Origin of the sequence: Rossellomorea aquimaris, assembly GCF_008180865.1 — a bacterium.
Classification (GTDB): domain Bacteria; phylum Bacillota; class Bacilli; order Bacillales; family Bacillaceae_B; genus Rossellomorea; species Rossellomorea yichunensis.
The window spans coordinates 298717-315793 of record NZ_VTEX01000004.1; the positions used below are offsets into that span (position 1 = coordinate 298717).

Here is a 17077-nt window from a genome sequence, read left to right on the forward strand (position 1 = left end):
AAGTCCTTTGCCCAAAAGACAAAGAACCTTTTTCAATCATTGATTATTTAAGTGATTTAATCCAGTCTGCCATAGCATCCAGATTTCCTTCTTCTACTAGACCAGCCGGCATCATACCTTTACCGTTTTTGATCGTTTCTTTAATTTCGTCTTTAGATAGCTTTGTTCCTTTTAGAGCAGGACCGGCGCCACCTTCATAGTTTCCACCATGACAAGATACACAAGACTCTTTGTACTTAGCTTCCGGATCGAATTCTCCGCTTGAAGCCTGTTCGCCTTCTTTACCTTCCATTTCTCCGTGACCTTCTTCTTTTGCTTTTTCATCAGCGTTATTAAGGCCTTCTAAAGATAAGAAGAAAACAAGACCAATTCCAAGAGCCATGATAAGTACGAATGGAATAATTGGATTACGATTCATGATTTTAACCTCCTTTATGTACAACATCCAAAAATAGTGCTCTTTTCAACACTTTATATTTTACTGTAAAAAACGACAAAGTAAAAGTACTATCAATTAACTTTTCCATCTTTCTCACAAATTAGACACATTTCGTGTGAAATAAGGAAAGTTTTCATTAAAAGAGGGAGAGCTCTACTGCCCCAGAACGGACCAATAGAGCTCCTTATTGCTGTTATGATGTTTTCACCTTATTGACAGCCTATCAGCCTTGAAATGACCATTCTCTGAACTTCTGAGGTACCTTCCCCGATTTCAAGGAGCTTGGCATCCCGTAGATATCTTTCCACATGGTATTCTTTCATGTAACCGTATCCACCATGTATCTGAATGGCTTCATCCGCTACTTCCATACTGATTTCTGAAGCGTAAAGCTTACACATGGATGCTTCCTTCGAAAATGGTCTTCCTTGATCTTTCAGCCATGCTGCCTTATGAACCATATTCCTTGCCAGTTCGATCTTCATTGCCATGTCAGCAAGCTTAAATTGAGTGACTTGAAACTGTGATAAGGTTTTGCCGAATTGCTTTCTTTCCTTGGAATACTGCAGTGCTTTATCAAAGGCAGCCTGTGCCACACCAACAGCCATGGCACCGATTCCAATCCTTCCGCCGTCCAGGGTGACAAGGAACTGCTTGAAACCTTCTCCTTGCTTTCCTAACAGGTTTTCTTTAGGCACTTCCACATCCTCAAGAACCAACTCAGTCGTATTTGATGAATGAAGTCCCATTTTTTCATAATTATCGATTACCGTAAATCCTTTTGCTTTAGTCGGAACGATAATCGCACTAATTTCTTTGTTCCCATTGTTTCTACCAGTAATCGCTGTTAAAGCGAGATGATTCGCATAGCTTGCATTGGTAATATAGCATTTATTACCATTAATGACCCATTTATCCCCTTTATCTTCTGCAGTGGTTTGGGTGCCGCCTGCATCGGAACCTGCATTAGGTTCCGTCAGGCCAAAAGCGCCAAATGACTCCCCTGTACAGATTGGCGTTAAGTATTCCTGCTTTTGTTCATGAGAACCAAATAAGTTAATGGGTGCTCCACCCAGAGAAATATGAGCAGAGTACGTAATACCTGTCGACGCACAAGCTCTGCTAAGCTCTTCGGTTACAATGGCGAAACTGACCGTATCGGCGCCTGCCCCCCCATATTCCTCGGGAAACGGAAGTCCCATCATCCCCAGATCAGAAAGCTTCTTGAAAATTTCTTTAGGAAACTCCTTTGTGCGGTCCCGATCCAATGCACCAGGAGCCACTTCTTCCTCAGCAAATTCCCTGATTGTCTTTTTAATCATTGTTTGTTCTTGTGTTAAGTCAAAATTCATCCTTATCCCCCTTGTCTAACTTTGATGACTGAAAGCCCTAACTCCATTTCCATAACAGCGCTTTCAAACATAATCACTGCACTCTATGAATGCGCTCTCATTCTTATTATAAAAGGGAATAGTGAATTTTCTCAACTTTAAAAAACTTTTAAATTTTCAGAAGTTATAGTAATATAAAAATAATTAGTAGGCCCCCCCTGCCATACCTGAAAGGGAAAGATAGCCCAGCTTCCATTTCAAACCTGCACCTATCCAAAGGAAACAGTTCAGAAATAAGGTTATGTACATTCCGAAAGAACTCCTACCGAATAACTCTTCTGTTATTTCTATGGAGGACAGAAGAAGTATACATGCGGCAGCCATATACAAGAGTAATGGCGATAATTGTTTTTTAGTATAATAAATTCCTATCGCTACTAATAATCCGACAAAACTTGCCAAAATCGTTGTTTGCAAAACGATTGACAATTCAGTAAAATAAATGACAAATAATGAAATTAATATCGCACAAATTGATAATAAGAAGTCTTTGAGCATTATCTTCTTTTGGGCATTCTTTTGATCACTGTGTTCCATACCGTCTCCTTCGGTATATAATGCAAGGAGATAGTTACAATAGTGCTCTGGCAGCATATTAGCTTGCTTCCAAAGCTGTATTTCATTCGCAATCAATTCTTTTCTTGAATTTTTTATTGTTTTCACAGTAGATGTCACACCTTTATCTCTTAAATCTTTTAGCTACATTCGTCAAAGGGGTTGAAAAAACCTTTATTTAGAGCAAAAAAAACTACCTCTATTCAAAATAGAGGCAGTAAAAGGTTTTTTCTATTCTAAAAAGTCCTTTAACCGTTTGCTTCTGCTTGGATGACGCAGTTTTCTAAGAGCTTTTGCTTCAATCTGACGAATACGTTCCCTTGTTACACCGAAGACTTTTCCTACTTCTTCAAGTGTGCGGGTTCTGCCATCGTCCAGACCAAAGCGTAAACGAAGAACATTTTCTTCACGATCTGTTAAAGTATCCAGTACATCTTCAAGCTGTTCTTTTAAAAGTTCGTAAGCAGCATGTTCTGAAGGAGATTGAGCTTCTGCATCTTCAATGAAGTCACCAAGATGAGAATCGTCTTCTTCACCAATTGGCGTTTCAAGGGATACAGGCTCTTGAGCGATCTTAAGAATTTCCCGGACCTTTTCAGGGGTCAAATCCATTTCTTCTGCAATTTCTTCCGGTGCCGGTTCACGCCCTAAGTCTTGCAATAACTGTCTTTGTACACGAATAAGCTTGTTAATGGTTTCCACCATATGAACCGGGATACGAATCGTTCTGGCCTGGTCAGCGATCGCACGGGTGATGGCTTGGCGAATCCACCAGGTTGCATACGTACTGAATTTGTACCCTTTACGATAATCAAACTTTTCTACCGCTTTAATCAGACCCATATTTCCTTCCTGGATAAGATCCAAGAATAACATCCCACGACCAACGTAACGCTTGGCAATACTGACAACAAGTCGTAAGTTCGCTTCAGCAAGACGTCGCTTAGCTTCCTCATCGCCTTCTTCAATCCTCTTGGCAAGATTTATCTCTTCCTCAGCAGATAAGAGATCAACTCTTCCAATTTCTTTCAGATACATACGGACAGGATCATTTATTTTAACTCCTGGAGGAACGCTTAAATCATTCAGATTGAATTCTTCTTCCTCTTCTTTTTCTAACTCCGTAGCACCCGGATCATCATCTTCGTCATTTTCATTGATAATTTCTACACCTTGTTCACCTAATTGTTCGTAGAATTCATCCATTTGATCGGAATCTAACTCAAACCCTGATAATTTATCAGCAATATCTTCGTATGTGAGGACTCCTCTTTTCTTACCTTGGTTAACTAAAAATTCTTTCACCTGATCAACTGTTAATTCTGATGCTATTTGTTTGGAACGCGCTGACTTTTCAGCCATTTGTTCCCCTCCTTCCAACTTCCTTACAAAACTTTATAGAGACTTACGCAGCTGTAAGATTTCCATTGCTATTTGTGCTTCTTTTCGGTAATCCTTTAGTCGTTCTGCTTCTTTTCTTTCCACTTCTTTTTCTTTTATTCTCAACATCTTTTGATGTTTTAACACCTGATTTACATAATCCACTAATTCCTGGTCCGTACTTTCCTCGCTTATTGACATCATTTCAATGTCCGTTACGATCCTTCTTAGCCTCTCATCGGGAAGGTACCCGATAAAGGCACTGGCACTTGGAGGTAGACCTTCTTCATAATAACCCAATAAATAAGTAATAATAGCCTGATGTTCATCAATATTAAGGTGAGTACCTGCAAGCCACTCCTGAATCTTATAAGCGATGTTCGGGTCCTTAAGCATATAGGCAATCAATCTTCTCTCAGCCGTTTGATAAGCGGGTAATAGTTTTGACTGAGTCTTCCTGGAGAAATTGCCTTGCATACCTACCTGTTTAGGAGGTTTGGAATTCCGTTTGTCAGGGCCTTCCAGTTCAAAGAGCTGCTGTTGAAGAGCATCAAGAGATAATTGGAACTCATCTGCTAAATACCTTAAATAATAATCCTTTTCAACCGCTTTACTCAGTTGGGTAATTTCCTTAAGTATGTCTTCTATATACTTAAGGCGATCTCCTTCATCATTTAAGTTTTTATTCAGCTTATAGTACCGAAGCTTAAATGCCATGAACGTTAAGCTTGCCCCTATTACATCCTGTTGAAACTTTGTTGGACCATATTTTGAAATGTAGTCATCAGGGTCTAATTGTTCCGGTATTGTTGCGACACGAATGTTCAGCTGATGATTGTGCAGAAGATTTCCAGCCCGGAATGCGGCTTCCACTCCAGCAGAATCACCGTCATAACATATGATCACGGAATCAGTCAGGCGTTTAAGCAGTCCGATTTGCTGCTCTGTTAATGATGTACCCATAGTGGCTACGCCATTTTCCACCTCTGCTTCACTGGCTGATATGACGTCGGCAAATCCTTCAAACAGAATAGCCTGCTGTTTTCTTCTAATCATTGAACGTGCGCCGTGATAATTATAAAGAATGCTGCTTTTGTTAAAAATTTTCGTTTCCGGACTGTTTAAGTACTTCGGTTCATCATTCGCATCGATGCTTCTTCCTGAAAAAGCGACCGTGTTCCCTTTCGTATCAACTATAGGAAACATGATTCTTCCCCTGAAGCGATCCAAGAAGGAATTGTCTCTTTCCCTTCTAACGAGTAAACCCGCCGCTTCCATCAGCTCCAGGGAATAGCCTCGCTTCTGAAGGAACTTAACCGTGAAATCCCAGCTTGGAAGTGACCATCCAATCTGAAATTTAGTAATGCTTTCAGTCGTAAACCCCCGAGCCAATAAATATTCGAGGGCTTCCTGACCTTCTTTTGTATTTAGAAGGAGATGATGGTAAAATTTACTTAATAACCCATGAGCTTCCATCATTTGCTTTTCATCTTCTTGAGGGGGAAGCTCCCTTTCAGACGAAGATGCCTGTATGGAGATTTCTTCTCCTACTTTAGATCCAAGCTTTTGCGCTGCTTCCAGGAAGCTTAAACCATCCACATCCATTAGAAACGTAAACGCATTTCCCCCGGCCCCACATCCGAAACAGTGAAATATCTGTTTGTCAGGGGAAACAGAAAAAGATGGAGTATTCTCTCCATGAAACGGACACAAACCAAAATAATTGCGTCCCTGCTTTTTCAGTTGTACATAATCACTGACGACATCTACGATATCGGTTGACGATAATATTTTATTTAACTTATCTTCAGGGATTCTTTCAGACACGATTTATCACCTGTTTTTATTTACCCTCTTAATCCATTCTGTATTTATTCCGATTCTCCTGCAATTTCCGACAAGATTTTATCGAAGGAAATACAAAAAGTTTCTCTGTCTTCATTTGTAAAAGGTTTAGGACCTTTACCATAGTTTCCTCTACGGCGTTCTTTTGCTGCGACGTATCGATAATCGAGTGCCGTGACTATACTCTCTTCCCTGTAGGCTTTTCCCCTGGGAGAGATGGCATAAACTTTTTTCGGTAAAACCAGTGACGCCAATCCAATATCCTGGGTAACCAGTACGTCATGTGGTTTAACATGGTTCATGATGTATAAGTCAGCCGCTTCTTTCGAACTATCGACATATACCCACCTGCCTTGATCAGGTGTGTTCTTTCTATGGGCATGAGAAGCAACAAAAACAACTTCAAAGCCATATCCCCTGGTAATTTTAATGATTTCCTGTTTTACCGGGCAAGCATCTGCATCTACATATACGGTAGACTTATGTTCGCTAATACTAACTATTCTACATCACTCCGTATTATCCTTCTCTTTTTATGAATATTCCTAGAGAATTGATTAAAATTGTCGAATTTTAATTAAGACGAGACTTGACATATCACAATAATTAGTTTATTCCTTAAGAGTTTAGTCTAAACCTATTTTAAATATTTTTATCACAATTTTTTATTATAGTATAATCGGACAAGTTTGACCACTATAAAAACTCAATTTATAAAACCTTTAGTTGTTTCCGTTTGGATTCAACAAAAAAGAATGATCCCTTCCCATTCAATTCAGGGAGAGAATCATTCTTTTATACAAGTTAATTGCTTGAGTGTTGATAGATATTCGTAATGACATTGGCTGTTTCTTCTACAGCTTTGTTTGTTACGTCAATCACATGGCAACCGATGCGATTCGTTATTTTCTCGAAATATTTCAGCTCATCTTCAATGCGTTGAATATTTGCATAGCTTGCCTGATCATTCAATCCTAATGACTTTAATCTTTCCCTGCGAATCGTATTCAACTTCTCAGGACTGATCTTCAATCCGAAGCACTTCTTCGGAGAAACCATAAACAATTCTTCTGGTGGATCGACTTCCGGTACTAGTGGTACGTTAGCCACCTTAATTCTCTTCAGGGCAAGATATTGTGATAACGGCGTCTTTGAAGTTCTGGAAACACCTACAAGCACAATATCTGCTCTAAGGATGCCACGGGGGTCCCGCCCATCATCGTACTTGACGGCAAACTCTATCGCTTCCACTTTCTTGAAGTAATCATCATCCAGCTTTCTTACCGTTCCCGGTTCGAACAATGGTTCCTTTTGGTAAGCTGATTGATATTTATCCATTAATGGACCGATAATATCAAATGCATACAACTCTTCTCTTTCAGCTTCTTTTTTAATATAAGCACGCATATCCGGCTTTACGAGTGTGTACACGATCAGGCCCTGGTTTAATTTCGCCAGGGAAATCACTTCATCGATATGCTCTAAGTCCTCTACATACGGAAAGCGTTTAATGACCGTATTGGAACCATTGAATTGGCTAATCGCCGCTTTTGTGACTAGTTCAGCAGTTTCACCCACCGAGTCGGATACAACATAGATGATCGGTTCTTTCACGATCGTTCACCACCTTCTAATATTCATCTGCTAACGCTACAAATGCTTTTGTGATATTGGTTTTCGTAATTCTGCCTATGACCTCTAAATCGCCTTTATCTGTTTTCTTAATCACCGGAACAGAGTCGATTTGCTTATGAATCAAGTCTTTGGCCACACCTATTAGCTGGTCATCCTTTTCACAGACCGTAATATTAGGCATTCTCGTCATAATGATATTCACCGGCAAGGTACTTAGTTCCTGCTTCCCGATGCTCGCCCTTAACAGATCCTTACGGGACAGGACGCCAACTAAGTACGTATTGGCATCCACTACAAACAATGTTCCTACGTCCTCCAGGAACATTGTAACAATGGCATCATACACAGAAACATTTTCGTTTACCACTACAGGAATCGATTGATAATCTTTAACATATATTTTGTTAAGGTTTTCTGTCAACAGCTGCGTTCCTGTTTTCCCTGTATAGAAATATCCCACTCTGGGACGGGCATCGAGGTAACCCGCCATGGTCAGAATGGCTAAATCAGGTCTGAGAGTCGCCCTGGTCAAGTTTAATTGATCGGCGATTTGTTCACCAGTGATAGGTCCGTTGTCTTTAACTATTTGTAAGATATGTTCTTGACGCTTATTAAGTTCGATTGTTACTCACCACCTAACGGACAAACGATTTATGTTATACTTTATATGAAATATTATATACTATTTAAAAAAAATGAAAAGAGCATATTATCATTCAATTGTGTCAACACTATATTTTAAATTTCACCTAACACAGATTATCTTTTTTTGATACAAACTTCAAATCTTTTCCCTTCTACTGATCAGTAGTTGTTTTTATTTCTTTATCATGATAAAATGTCTTCATCTTATAATCAATAATGCTATGACGGATCAATAAGTACTTGCTGCACTCAAGCGACCAGGGACGGTGAAAGCCTGGAAAGCAGGGAAACGGCAATCCCGAGCTATTTTACATTTAAAAGTGGGTATACATAACGTATATCAACTAGGGTGGAACCGCGAGTATCAAGCTCGTCCCTAGGCTATATGCCTAGGGACGAGCTTTTTTATTTTATTACATACATGATGAAAAGGAGTGACTTTTATGTCAATGGAACAAGTAGTGAATTTAGCGAAGCATCGCGGATTTGTTTTCCCGGGTTCTGAAATTTACGGAGGACTTGCTAACACGTGGGATTACGGTCCACTAGGTGTAGAATTAAAAAATAATATAAAAAAAGCATGGTGGAAAAAATTCGTTCAGGAATCCCCTTACAATGTGGGTCTTGATGCAAGTATCTTAATGAATCCGCAAACTTGGGTAGCTTCTGGTCACGTTGGAAACTTCAACGATCCAATGATCGACTGCAAGCAGTGTAAAACACGTCATCGTGCAGACAAAATCATCGAAAATGCCCTTGAAGAAAAAGGCATCGAGATGATAGTGGATGGACTTTCATTTGAAAAAATGGAAGAAATCATCAAGGAACACAGTATCGTTTGCCCTGATTGCGGAAGCCAGGATTTCACCGATATCCGTCAATTCGATTTAATGTTTAAGACTCATCAGGGTGTGACAGAATCTTCTACAAACGAAATCTATTTGCGCCCGGAAACAGCTCAAGGTATATTTGTTAACTTCAAGAATGTTCAGCGCTCAATGCGCAAGAAAATGCCTTTCGGTATTGCTCAAGTCGGAAAAAGCTTCCGTAATGAAATTACACCTGGTAACTTCACATTCAGAACACGTGAATTTGAACAAATGGAACTGGAATTCTTCTGTAAACCAGGAGAAGACCTAGAATGGTTCTCTTACTGGCGTGAATTCTGTAAAAACTGGTTGCTTAACCTGGGAATGAATGAAGATAACATGCGTCTCCGCGATCATGATCAAGATGAATTATCACATTACAGTAATGCAACTACGGATATTGAGTACAAATTCCCATTCGGTTGGGGAGAGCTTTGGGGTGTAGCAGATCGAACTGACTTTGACCTGAAGCGTCATATGGAACATTCGAATGAGGACTTCCACTACATGGATCCTCAAACAAATGAAAAGTATGTACCATACTGTATTGAACCGTCCCTTGGTGCAGACCGTGTCACTCTAGCATTCCTGTGTGACGCATTTGAAGAAGAGGAGCTTGAAAATGATTCACGTACAGTGCTCCGCTTCCATCCGGCACTGGCTCCATTCAAAGCAGCGGTCCTGCCCCTTTCGAAGAAATTATCTGATGATGCATTCAAGGTGTATGAAGAATTATCACAGGACCTTATGATTGACTTCGACGAAACAGCATCAATCGGTAAACGCTACCGTCGTCAAGATGAAATCGGTACGCCATTCTGTATCACATTTGACTTTGACTCGGTTGAAGATGGCCAAGTGACAGTCCGTGACCGTGACACAATGGATCAGGTCAGAATGCCGATCAGTGAAGTAAAGGCGTTCCTGCAGGAGAAAATTAAATTTTAAAACCTAAAGCGGAGGCGGCTCGTTCAGAGGCGACAAGCATAAGACAGCCCTGCCGGAAAGGCGTTCTTTGCCTTTTTGGCAGGGTTGACTTATGACCTCGAGCCTCTAGCCGCCGGAGCTAGCAGACACCTAAAGCGGAGGGGCTTTGCCCAGAGGCGACAAGCATAAGACGAACATACCGGAAAGGCGTTCTTTGCCTTTTTGGTATGTTTGACTTATGACCTCGAGCCTCTAAGCCCCGGAGCTAGCAGACACCTAAAGCGGAGGGGCTTTGCCCAGAGGCGACAAGCATAAGACGAACATACCGGAAAGGCGTTCTTTGCCTTTTTGGTATGTTTGACTTATGACCTCGAGCCTCTAAGCCCCGGAGCTAGCAGACACCCAAAGCGGAGGGGCTTTGCCTAGAGGCGACAAGCATAAGACGAACATACCGGAAAGGCGTTCTTGGCCTTTTTGGTATGTTTGACTTATGACCTCGAGCTTCTAAGCCCCGGAGCTAGCAGACACATAAAAAACAGGCCCATTCACCATAGTGAATGGGCCCTTTCTATATAATCACAAGCAGCATTATAAGCTAGAATAAATCCTTCATGTTATCCATTTGGTCTAGGAACCTTCTGGATTTTAATGTTAGACCTGAATTTTCATCGTAATAAGTCCTGATTACCCGCTTTAATTGACGTTTTGTTTCATCTTTCACCGATATATTTCCCAATCGATTGATATCGAAATAGTAAAATACCCTCAGAAGCTTAACAGTGCTCTGCGAGATCGGAAAATGATGAGGATCTTCACTTAAACAACGATGACAGATGAATCCATTTTCTTTAAATGAGAAAGCGAACTCACCATCCGCCTCCCCGCATACACTACATCCATTCAAATGAGGGTACAACCCTAATACAGGGAGCATCTTCATTTCAAATATGTGCATAAGAATTTCGGGATCATAGTCTTCATTCAAATAGTGAATGGTCTTATAAAGCAATTCAAATAGAAATGGGTTCGGTTTCCGGTCTTCTGTCGCTTTGTCGAGAAGGTCTACGATGTAAGTGGCATAAGCCGTTTTAAACAGATCTTCCCTCACATGCCTTAACGATTCAACCATCTCTCCCTGTTGGAGTGTACCCAGCCCACTTCCTTTAATAAAAAGGAAATAACCATATGTAAACAATTGTGAAATGGCGGATAGACGGCTATTAGGTTTCTTTGCCCCTCTAGCCATCAATCCTATCTTTCCGAATTCTCGTGTGTATATGGTAACAATCTTGTTCGACTCACCGTAATGATTCGTTCTGATAACGATTCCTTCACACTTCTGCAGCATATAGCCACCTCCCGACATCAATGCATCCGGGTGATGACAAGTTTATCACGTTAAAGGAAAATCAACTTCCGCTGTTTCTTCTTCAAAGCTGTAAGGATCCTCGATCGTCTCCTTTTCAAGCTCCTTAAAAAGTAAATAGGTGTCTATACTTCCTGTCTGCGAAAAAAATTTCCATGTTAAGTCTAACATAAAAAACCCACCTTTCTGGATTTAAACTAGCAAGACTTCATAAGCTTTCTTGTGATTAGAATGAGCTTTTTCTCTCTAAAAGATGCGGCCTAAATATTGTTAATTCAGCTATCAATATTCGTCGTCGCTGAATCCAAAGTCACGCAGGGTAGAAGATCGGTTTCTCCAATCCTTCTGTACCTTCACCCATAGTTCAAGATAAACCTTTGACCCCAACAGGTTCTCAATGTCGACACGGGAGCGCTTCCCTACTTCCTTTAGCATCGACCCCTGTTTTCCGATGACAATCCCTTTTTGCGAGTCTCTCTCCACAATAATGGTTGCGATCACGTCAATAAGGTCCTTCTCTTGCTTTCGCTCCATTTTATCGATCACGACTGCAATGCTGTGTGGAATCTCTTCCCTTGTCAGATGCAGGACCTTCTCACGTATGAGTTCTGAAACGATAAAACGTTCAGGATGGTCTGTAATCTGATCAGCAGGATAAAATTGAGGACCTTCTGGCAGTTGATCCTTTAATAATTGTAGAAGGTTATCTACATTATTACCTTCAAGTGCTGAAATCGGAACAGTCGCTGCGAAAGGAAACAGGTCATTGTATTGTTGAATCATCGGCAATAAAGCATCCGGGTGAATTTGATCAATCTTATTAAGAATAAGGAAAACAGGTGTTTTAACCCCTTTTAACTTCTCGATGATGAAGTGATCCCCTTTTCCCAAACCTTCTTCTACGTTGACCATAAACAAAATGACGTCCACTTCTTTTAAAGTGTTCTGAGCAATCTTCATCATGAAGTCTCCCAGTTTATGTTTCGGTTTGTGTATCCCTGGAGTATCGATGAATATCATTTGTGCATCATCTGTCGTGAAAACTCCCTGAACTTTGTTTCGTGTTGTTTGAGGCTTATCACTCATAATCGCAATCTTTTGACCGATTACACGGTTCAAGAAAGTGGACTTCCCTACGTTTGGCCGTCCGATAATGGAGATAAAGCCTGATTTGTATTCTGTATTACTGCCTATATTACTCATTTAAATCCTCCGGTGAAAAAGCTCCTGGTAATAGTTCTGCAACGGTTAGTTCTTCCACATCGCCTTTAAGGTTTGTCAGTACGACTTTCATCTCTTTCGGACATAACTCTGAAATGACCTGACGACAGGCTCCACATGGCGGCACCGGTCTTGCCGTGTCTGCTACAACCGCAATCATTGAATAGTCTGTATCGCCTTCTGAGTATGCTTTGAATAGAGCTGTTCTTTCAGCACAATTACACATACTGTAGGCTGCATTCTCGATATTACAACCGTGATATACCTTACCATCCTTAGACAGAAGGGCCGCTCCCACCTTAAATTTACTATAGGGTACGTATGCTTTTTCTCTTGCTAGTTTAGCTTCTTGTATCAATTGTTCTGCATTCATTGGTTTAACTCTCCTTTTAACCCTTACAAATTCATTTTACTACAATTTTCATAAAAGAAAATGGGCTGTTATCATTTTGTAATAAAATAGTTAGATAATTCAAACTATTTATCAATTTTGTCCTTTGCTCCACTTATTCTATACAAGTACAAGAACGTTTTCAAATGAATTAAAGGCTGCGGGAAAGAAATCGTTCAATTTCTCTCCTGCAGCCTTTGTTTTTCAACTATTTGTGCCTCTTTGCATCCCATTAAAGTGTAGTGACGAGTTCAAGCAGCTTTGGGATGAATATAATAGCACCAACAACCGCTGTACACACGGCAAAGAGTAAGACGGCAGCCGAAGCAAGATCTTTCGCCGCTTTCGCCAAGGGATGATAGTCTGAAACTGAAAGGTCCACTGCCTTTTCGATTGCCGTATTCATGGTTTCAAGTGCCAGTACGGAAAACACCAATATAATCAGGATGATCCATTCCATGGCAGATACGGAAAGGAGATATGCTAAGATAAAGACAATGATCCCTACACATGAGTGAATCCTGAAATTCTGCTCCGTTGACCATACAGATTTAATCCCATCTGCCGCATATCCAAAAGACTTCAAGAACCTGAATAGGCCGAACTTAGTCCCTTGTGAGTCCATACTCATTTAAAATATCCTTTTGTCTTTGAAACATTTTCTTTTCATCCATTTCTTCCATATGATCATAGCCTAATAAATGCAGGAATCCGTGAAGGGCAAGAAAACCAAGTTCACGGGAAAATGAATGATTGTATTCTTCAGCCTGCTCTTTGGCTCGCTCGATGGATATGATGATATCACCGAGAACCCGGGGAATTTGACCGCCTACTATTTCGACTTCGTCCTCTCCCAGTTCTTCAAGAGCAAAGGAAATGACATCCGTCGGCTGGTCCTTATGGCGGTACTCCCGGTTGATTTCCTGTATTCTTTCGTTCGTCACAAACGTAACCGACACTTCGCTGTCATCTTCGACCTCTTCTTCTTTTGCAGCAAAGTTCAAGATGTTTTGCACCAAACTTGTTTCCTCTTCGGATAATTTTTCAGTTTCATCAATAAAGTCGATCAATAATGTCATGCTTTTTCTCCTTTTGCTTTAAGTTCCGGATATTCTATTCTCGGATGAAAGATTCCATTCAGTGTCTCACAAAGAGACTTCTTGACAGTTTCTAATTGCTTTAATGAAATATCGCATTCGTTAAACTGACCGTCCTGCAGGCGGTCTTGTACTATGGAATGAACAAGCTGTTGAATCTCTCCTTGCGTGGGAGATTTCTTCGATCTGACAGCCGCTTCCACACTATCCGCTATGCTGATAATGGCCGCTTCCCTTGTTTGTGGTTTAGGACCGGGATATCGATAATCTTCTTCCTTAACATCTTTCCCTTGTTCCTGTGCCTTATAATAAAAAAATTTCAACAAGGTTGTCCCATGATGCTGCTCGGCAATATCGACGATTTCCTTTGGCAGCTTATGCTTCCGCAGCATGTCGGCACCATCTGAAGCATGACTTATAATAACATCCCTGCTCGTCTCAGGCGAGACCCGATCATGAGGATTTTCCATATTTAGCTGATTTTCAATAAAAAAATGTGGCCTTTTTGATTTACCGACATCATGATAGTAACAGCCGACTCTCGCTAATAGGCCGTTTGCACCAATGGATTCACATGCAGATTCTGCAAGATTCGCTACCATGACACTGTGATGATATGTACCAGGTGCATCGGTCAGCAGCTTCTTCAATAATGGTTGTGTAGGGCTTGAAAGCTCCACCAGCCTCATGGAGGAAAGTATGCCAAACCCGGCCTCGAAAAACGGCAGAAAGCCGATTGTTAATATAGAGGAACTGATTCCTGATACCAGGGCAAACACGAGATAATACACATATTCACTGTTCGAATATGAGGTTCCGCTTAATAGAATCAAGAACCCAAGGATCAAAATATTCACAAGAGCTACGTAAATCCCCGCCCTTAATATATTGGAGCGCTGATTACGGCTCACCAGGAAAAGAATCCCGGATACGCCACTGAATAACGTATAAATCGCAATTTCAATATCGATTGATCCTGAGAACTGTTGATGAAATACGATACTCGAGCACGCAGAAAGGATAAACACCATCATCATAGCGATCCGTTCATTCAGGAGGATTCTAAGTATCATCCCGGTGAACGCTGCAGGGAATATGAAGGCTATATCATTGATTTCCAGTTGCTCTATGAGTCCCACGATCTTCATGATCAAGAGTGATATCACAAATACAATGCTCGTGAGGATTAAATAATTTTGTTTCCTTTCTTCGGTTACTTCCAATGTGTAGAAGAAATAATACAATGAACTGATCACCACAAGCACAAAGAGTGCCAATCCGATGTACGGGCGGAAGGAGAACGTATTTTCCACCATACCTAAGGACTTCAGGATACTGTATTTTTTAGAGGTGATCAGTTCCCCATCTTCCACGATGACTCCACCTTCGATAATTTCAACCTTTTGCACATTTGCCTCGGCAAGTTTCTTTAACTCATCCGTTTTTTCAGCATCATAGTAAAGTGTCGGCTCCAAAGCGACTTTCCCCAATTTGACGGCGGCAGTGGATAAATCACCTTCGAAGGAATAGTTGGTGATCCGCTGTTCTAAGTTCAATTTTGCTTCGTTTAATTCTTCCTCTTTCACCCCGTTTTCCATGATGATCTTCATCTGTGTGGAAACGATGGTTTCTAGCCGCGACAAGTCATCCTCTGAAGCCACCAGGAGTATCTTTAACACGTCATCACTTAAACTGTTGGTTATATTATTATTTTTATCCTTAGGCAATTTTGCTTTCAGAAGTTTCAACTGATCATTAATATCGGTATTTTGGGAAGGCTTTAGATCATCTTCTTCACCTGCCTGTGCTGAAGATTCTTTCTTCACTTCATTTACACTTTCAATCAGTGAGCGAAGAAGGGATATGGAGTTGTCTACCGCTCCTTCTTTCGTGGTATAGACATTCGCTACTTCAGCCTTTGCTTCTTCCTTCTTCTTCTCGGTAGCCTCATCATCAACGAATTTCTTAGGAGCCCTTATCGTAGTAGGAGCTTCTTCATACAAATTGATATCAAGGGTTTTCGGTTTTACATTTCCAAATAAAACCCCAAAAACAATAATGCCAAGTAACACAAATAAGAGATTAGTAAAGAGTCGGTAGCTAAGAAAGCTCCTTATCTTGAGTAAAAATGGGTGCGTTTGCATAAAGAACCCCCTGTTATGTAAGTACAATTTTAACCAGTTCAAGGTATAGAGCTCACAGAAAGCATAATAAAAAACGATCTAGCAATTATGTAAAATGATAACAGTTTTTCTCTTAATTATCCATGTTAAACCCGATAAAAAAAGATTGATCCCTGCATGCGCCGCCTCTATTAACAGGGACATGAACACATTGGATCAATCTCTTTATCGTTTTATTTTTCAATTGTTTCATAGGCATTGATGATTTTAGCGACTAATGGGTGACGAACCACATCCGCTTGATCAAGATAAATAAAAGATACGCCTTTTACATCTTTTAATATTTTTTCAGAAGAAATCAGTCCTGACTCGCTTCCTCTCGGTAAGTCCACTTGAGAGCGATCTCCTGTAATAATCATCTTCGAATCAAAGCCAAGTCTGGTTAAAAACATTTTCATTTGTGCTTTCGTTGTGTTTTGTGCCTCATCGAGGATGACAAACGCATCATCCAGTGTACGGCCTCTCATATAAGCAAGAGGAGCGATTTCAATGGTTCCTCTTTCTATCAACCGGGCTGTATGCTCAGCCCCAAACACATCATGCAGAGCGTCATATAAGGGACGTAGATAAGGGTCCACTTTTTCCTTCAGGTCCCCCGGAAGGAAGCCAAGACTCTCTCCCGCTTCAACAGCAGGCCTTGTGAGAATTATTTTCTTTACTTGCCCATTTTTCAACGCATGTACCGCCATCACTACAGCAAGATAGGTTTTCCCCGTACCTGCCGGACCAATCCCAAACACCATATCGTGTTTTTTGATAGCCTGAATGTATTGGCGCTGCCCAAGGGTTTTCACCCTGATGGATTTACCTTTTGCATTTTTCGTGATTTCTTCATTGTACAAGTCTGTAAAGTATTCAAGTGTCCCTTGCTTGCCCATTTCCAGTGCATAGTGGACATCTCTTTGGCCAATATTGATTCCTTTACGTATTACAGCTACGAGTCGATCTGAAACATCTAGAGCGAGACTTACATCTTCTTCCTTACCTGAAACCAGCAATTCTTCGCCTCTTGTTACGATTGAAACGTGTAATTCCTGTTCTATTAATTTAAGGTGAGAATCTGAAACACCAAACAAAGCGATGGCTTCATTAGGGTTTTCAAGTTGTAATTTCATTAAGATTTCATCTGACAT

General features: G+C 40.7%; 17 protein-coding genes. 1 reads left to right on the forward strand and 16 read right to left on the reverse strand.

Translation table 11 applies throughout. From position 1 onward, the window contains the following. Positions 1–43: 43 nt before the first annotated feature. The 8 genes from cccA to FZC88_RS16930 form a co-directional block, all read right to left on the reverse strand. Positions 44–418 (reverse strand): cytochrome c550, encoded by a 375-nt coding sequence (gene cccA, locus FZC88_RS16895; protein WP_148969708.1) that lies wholly within the window; start codon positions 416–418, stop codon positions 44–46. A 230-nt stretch (positions 419–648) separates the two neighbouring features. Next, a complete protein-coding gene (locus FZC88_RS16900) occupies positions 649–1791 on the reverse strand; it encodes an acyl-CoA dehydrogenase (RefSeq protein ID WP_148995746.1) in 1143 nt (380 codons plus the stop codon). A 183-nt stretch (positions 1792–1974) separates the two neighbouring features. Then, positions 1975–2493 (reverse strand): hypothetical protein, encoded by a 519-nt coding sequence (locus FZC88_RS16905; protein ID WP_148995747.1) that lies wholly within the window; start codon positions 2491–2493, stop codon positions 1975–1977. 123 nt (positions 2494–2616) lie between these two features. Further along, the gene (gene rpoD, locus FZC88_RS16910) at positions 2617–3747 is read right to left on the reverse strand and encodes an RNA polymerase sigma factor RpoD (RefSeq protein WP_044339621.1); all 1131 of its coding nucleotides are present in this window, start codon (positions 3745–3747) and stop codon (positions 2617–2619) included. A gap of 33 nt (positions 3748–3780) precedes the next feature. Then, positions 3781–5592, reverse strand: a complete 1812-nt coding sequence (dnaG, locus tag FZC88_RS16915; protein WP_148995748.1) for a DNA primase — start codon at positions 5590–5592, stop codon at positions 3781–3783. Positions 5593–5636: 44 nt separating this feature from the next. Then, positions 5637–6104: a YaiI/YqxD family protein gene (locus FZC88_RS16920; protein ID WP_148969713.1), complete on the reverse strand. Its 468-nt coding sequence runs from the start codon at positions 6102–6104 to the stop codon at positions 5637–5639. Between the two features lie 310 nt (positions 6105–6414). Then, complete coding sequence (locus FZC88_RS16925; protein ID WP_113970612.1) at positions 6415–7227, reverse strand: pyruvate, water dikinase regulatory protein; 813 nt, start codon at positions 7225–7227, stop codon at positions 6415–6417. 13 nt (positions 7228–7240) lie between these two features. Continuing rightward, a complete protein-coding gene (locus tag FZC88_RS16930; RefSeq protein ID WP_148969714.1) occupies positions 7241–7867 on the reverse strand; it encodes a helix-turn-helix transcriptional regulator in 627 nt (208 codons plus the stop codon). Positions 7868–8333: 466 nt separating this feature from the next. Between FZC88_RS16930 and FZC88_RS16935 the strand changes: the two genes are divergently transcribed. Beyond that, positions 8334–9707 carry a glycine--tRNA ligase gene (locus FZC88_RS16935; protein ID WP_148969715.1) on the forward strand — a complete coding sequence of 458 codons (1374 nt, stop codon included), beginning with the start codon at positions 8334–8336 and terminating at the stop codon, positions 9705–9707. A 574-nt stretch (positions 9708–10281) separates the two neighbouring features. Here FZC88_RS16935 and recO read toward each other — a convergent pair. From recO to FZC88_RS16975, 8 genes are all read right to left on the reverse strand, one after another. After that, entirely contained in the window at positions 10282–11034 is a 753-nt protein-coding gene (gene recO / locus FZC88_RS16940; protein WP_148969716.1) for a DNA repair protein RecO, read from the reverse strand. Positions 11035–11079: 45 nt separating this feature from the next. Then, positions 11080–11223 (reverse strand): YqzL family protein, encoded by a 144-nt coding sequence (locus FZC88_RS16945; RefSeq protein WP_098353091.1) that lies wholly within the window; start codon positions 11221–11223, stop codon positions 11080–11082. A gap of 111 nt (positions 11224–11334) precedes the next feature. Further along, complete coding sequence (era, locus tag FZC88_RS16950) at positions 11335–12255, reverse strand: GTPase Era (protein WP_148969717.1); 921 nt, start codon at positions 12253–12255, stop codon at positions 11335–11337. Beyond that, the gene (locus tag FZC88_RS16955; protein WP_034757514.1) at positions 12248–12646 is read right to left on the reverse strand and encodes a cytidine deaminase; all 399 of its coding nucleotides are present in this window, start codon (positions 12644–12646) and stop codon (positions 12248–12250) included. The genes era and FZC88_RS16955 overlap by 8 nt, the downstream gene beginning before the upstream one ends. Before the next feature lie 250 nt (positions 12647–12896). Next, on the reverse strand, positions 12897–13295 hold the full coding sequence (locus FZC88_RS16960) for a diacylglycerol kinase (protein ID WP_148995749.1): 399 nt from the start codon (positions 13293–13295) through the stop codon (positions 12897–12899). Continuing rightward, on the reverse strand, positions 13270–13743 hold the full coding sequence (ybeY, locus tag FZC88_RS16965; RefSeq protein ID WP_148995750.1) for an rRNA maturation RNase YbeY: 474 nt from the start codon (positions 13741–13743) through the stop codon (positions 13270–13272). The genes FZC88_RS16960 and ybeY overlap by 26 nt, the downstream gene beginning before the upstream one ends. Continuing rightward, positions 13740–15905, reverse strand: coding sequence for an HD family phosphohydrolase (locus tag FZC88_RS16970; RefSeq protein WP_148995751.1), 2166 nt, complete (start codon positions 15903–15905; stop codon positions 13740–13742). The genes ybeY and FZC88_RS16970 overlap by 4 nt, the downstream gene beginning before the upstream one ends. 212 nt (positions 15906–16117) lie before the next feature. Then, entirely contained in the window at positions 16118–17077 is a 960-nt protein-coding gene (locus FZC88_RS16975) for a PhoH family protein (protein WP_148969722.1), read from the reverse strand.

Bases quoted from the DNA above. Each gene is read 5' to 3' on its own strand.
- cccA (WP_148969708.1), bottom strand. From the start codon at position 418: ATGAATCGTAATCCAATTATTCCATTCGTACTTATCATGGCTCTTGGA.
- FZC88_RS16900 (WP_148995746.1), bottom strand. From the start codon at position 1,791: ATGAATTTTGACTTAACACAAGAACAAACAATGATTAAAAAGACAATC.
- rpoD (WP_044339621.1), bottom strand. From the start codon at position 3,747: ATGGCTGAAAAGTCAGCGCGTTCCAAACAAATAGCATCAGAATTAACA.
- FZC88_RS16935 (WP_148969715.1), top strand. From the start codon at position 8,334: ATGTCAATGGAACAAGTAGTGAATTTAGCGAAGCATCGCGGATTTGTT.
- recO (WP_148969716.1), bottom strand. From the start codon at position 11,034: ATGCTGCAGAAGTGTGAAGGAATCGTTATCAGAACGAATCATTACGGT.
- FZC88_RS16945 (WP_098353091.1), bottom strand. From the start codon at position 11,223: ATGTTAGACTTAACATGGAAATTTTTTTCGCAGACAGGAAGTATAGAC.
- era (WP_148969717.1), bottom strand. From the start codon at position 12,255: ATGAGTAATATAGGCAGTAATACAGAATACAAATCAGGCTTTATCTCC.
- FZC88_RS16955 (WP_034757514.1), bottom strand. From the start codon at position 12,646: ATGAATGCAGAACAATTGATACAAGAAGCTAAACTAGCAAGAGAAAAA.
- FZC88_RS16960 (WP_148995749.1), bottom strand. From the start codon at position 13,295: ATGAGTATGGACTCACAAGGGACTAAGTTCGGCCTATTCAGGTTCTTG.
- ybeY (WP_148995750.1), bottom strand. From the start codon at position 13,743: ATGACATTATTGATCGACTTTATTGATGAAACTGAAAAATTATCCGAA.
- FZC88_RS16970 (WP_148995751.1), bottom strand. From the start codon at position 15,905: ATGCAAACGCACCCATTTTTACTCAAGATAAGGAGCTTTCTTAGCTAC.
- FZC88_RS16975 (WP_148969722.1), bottom strand. From the start codon at position 17,077: ATGTCAGATGAAATCTTAATGAAATTACAACTTGAAAACCCTAATGAA.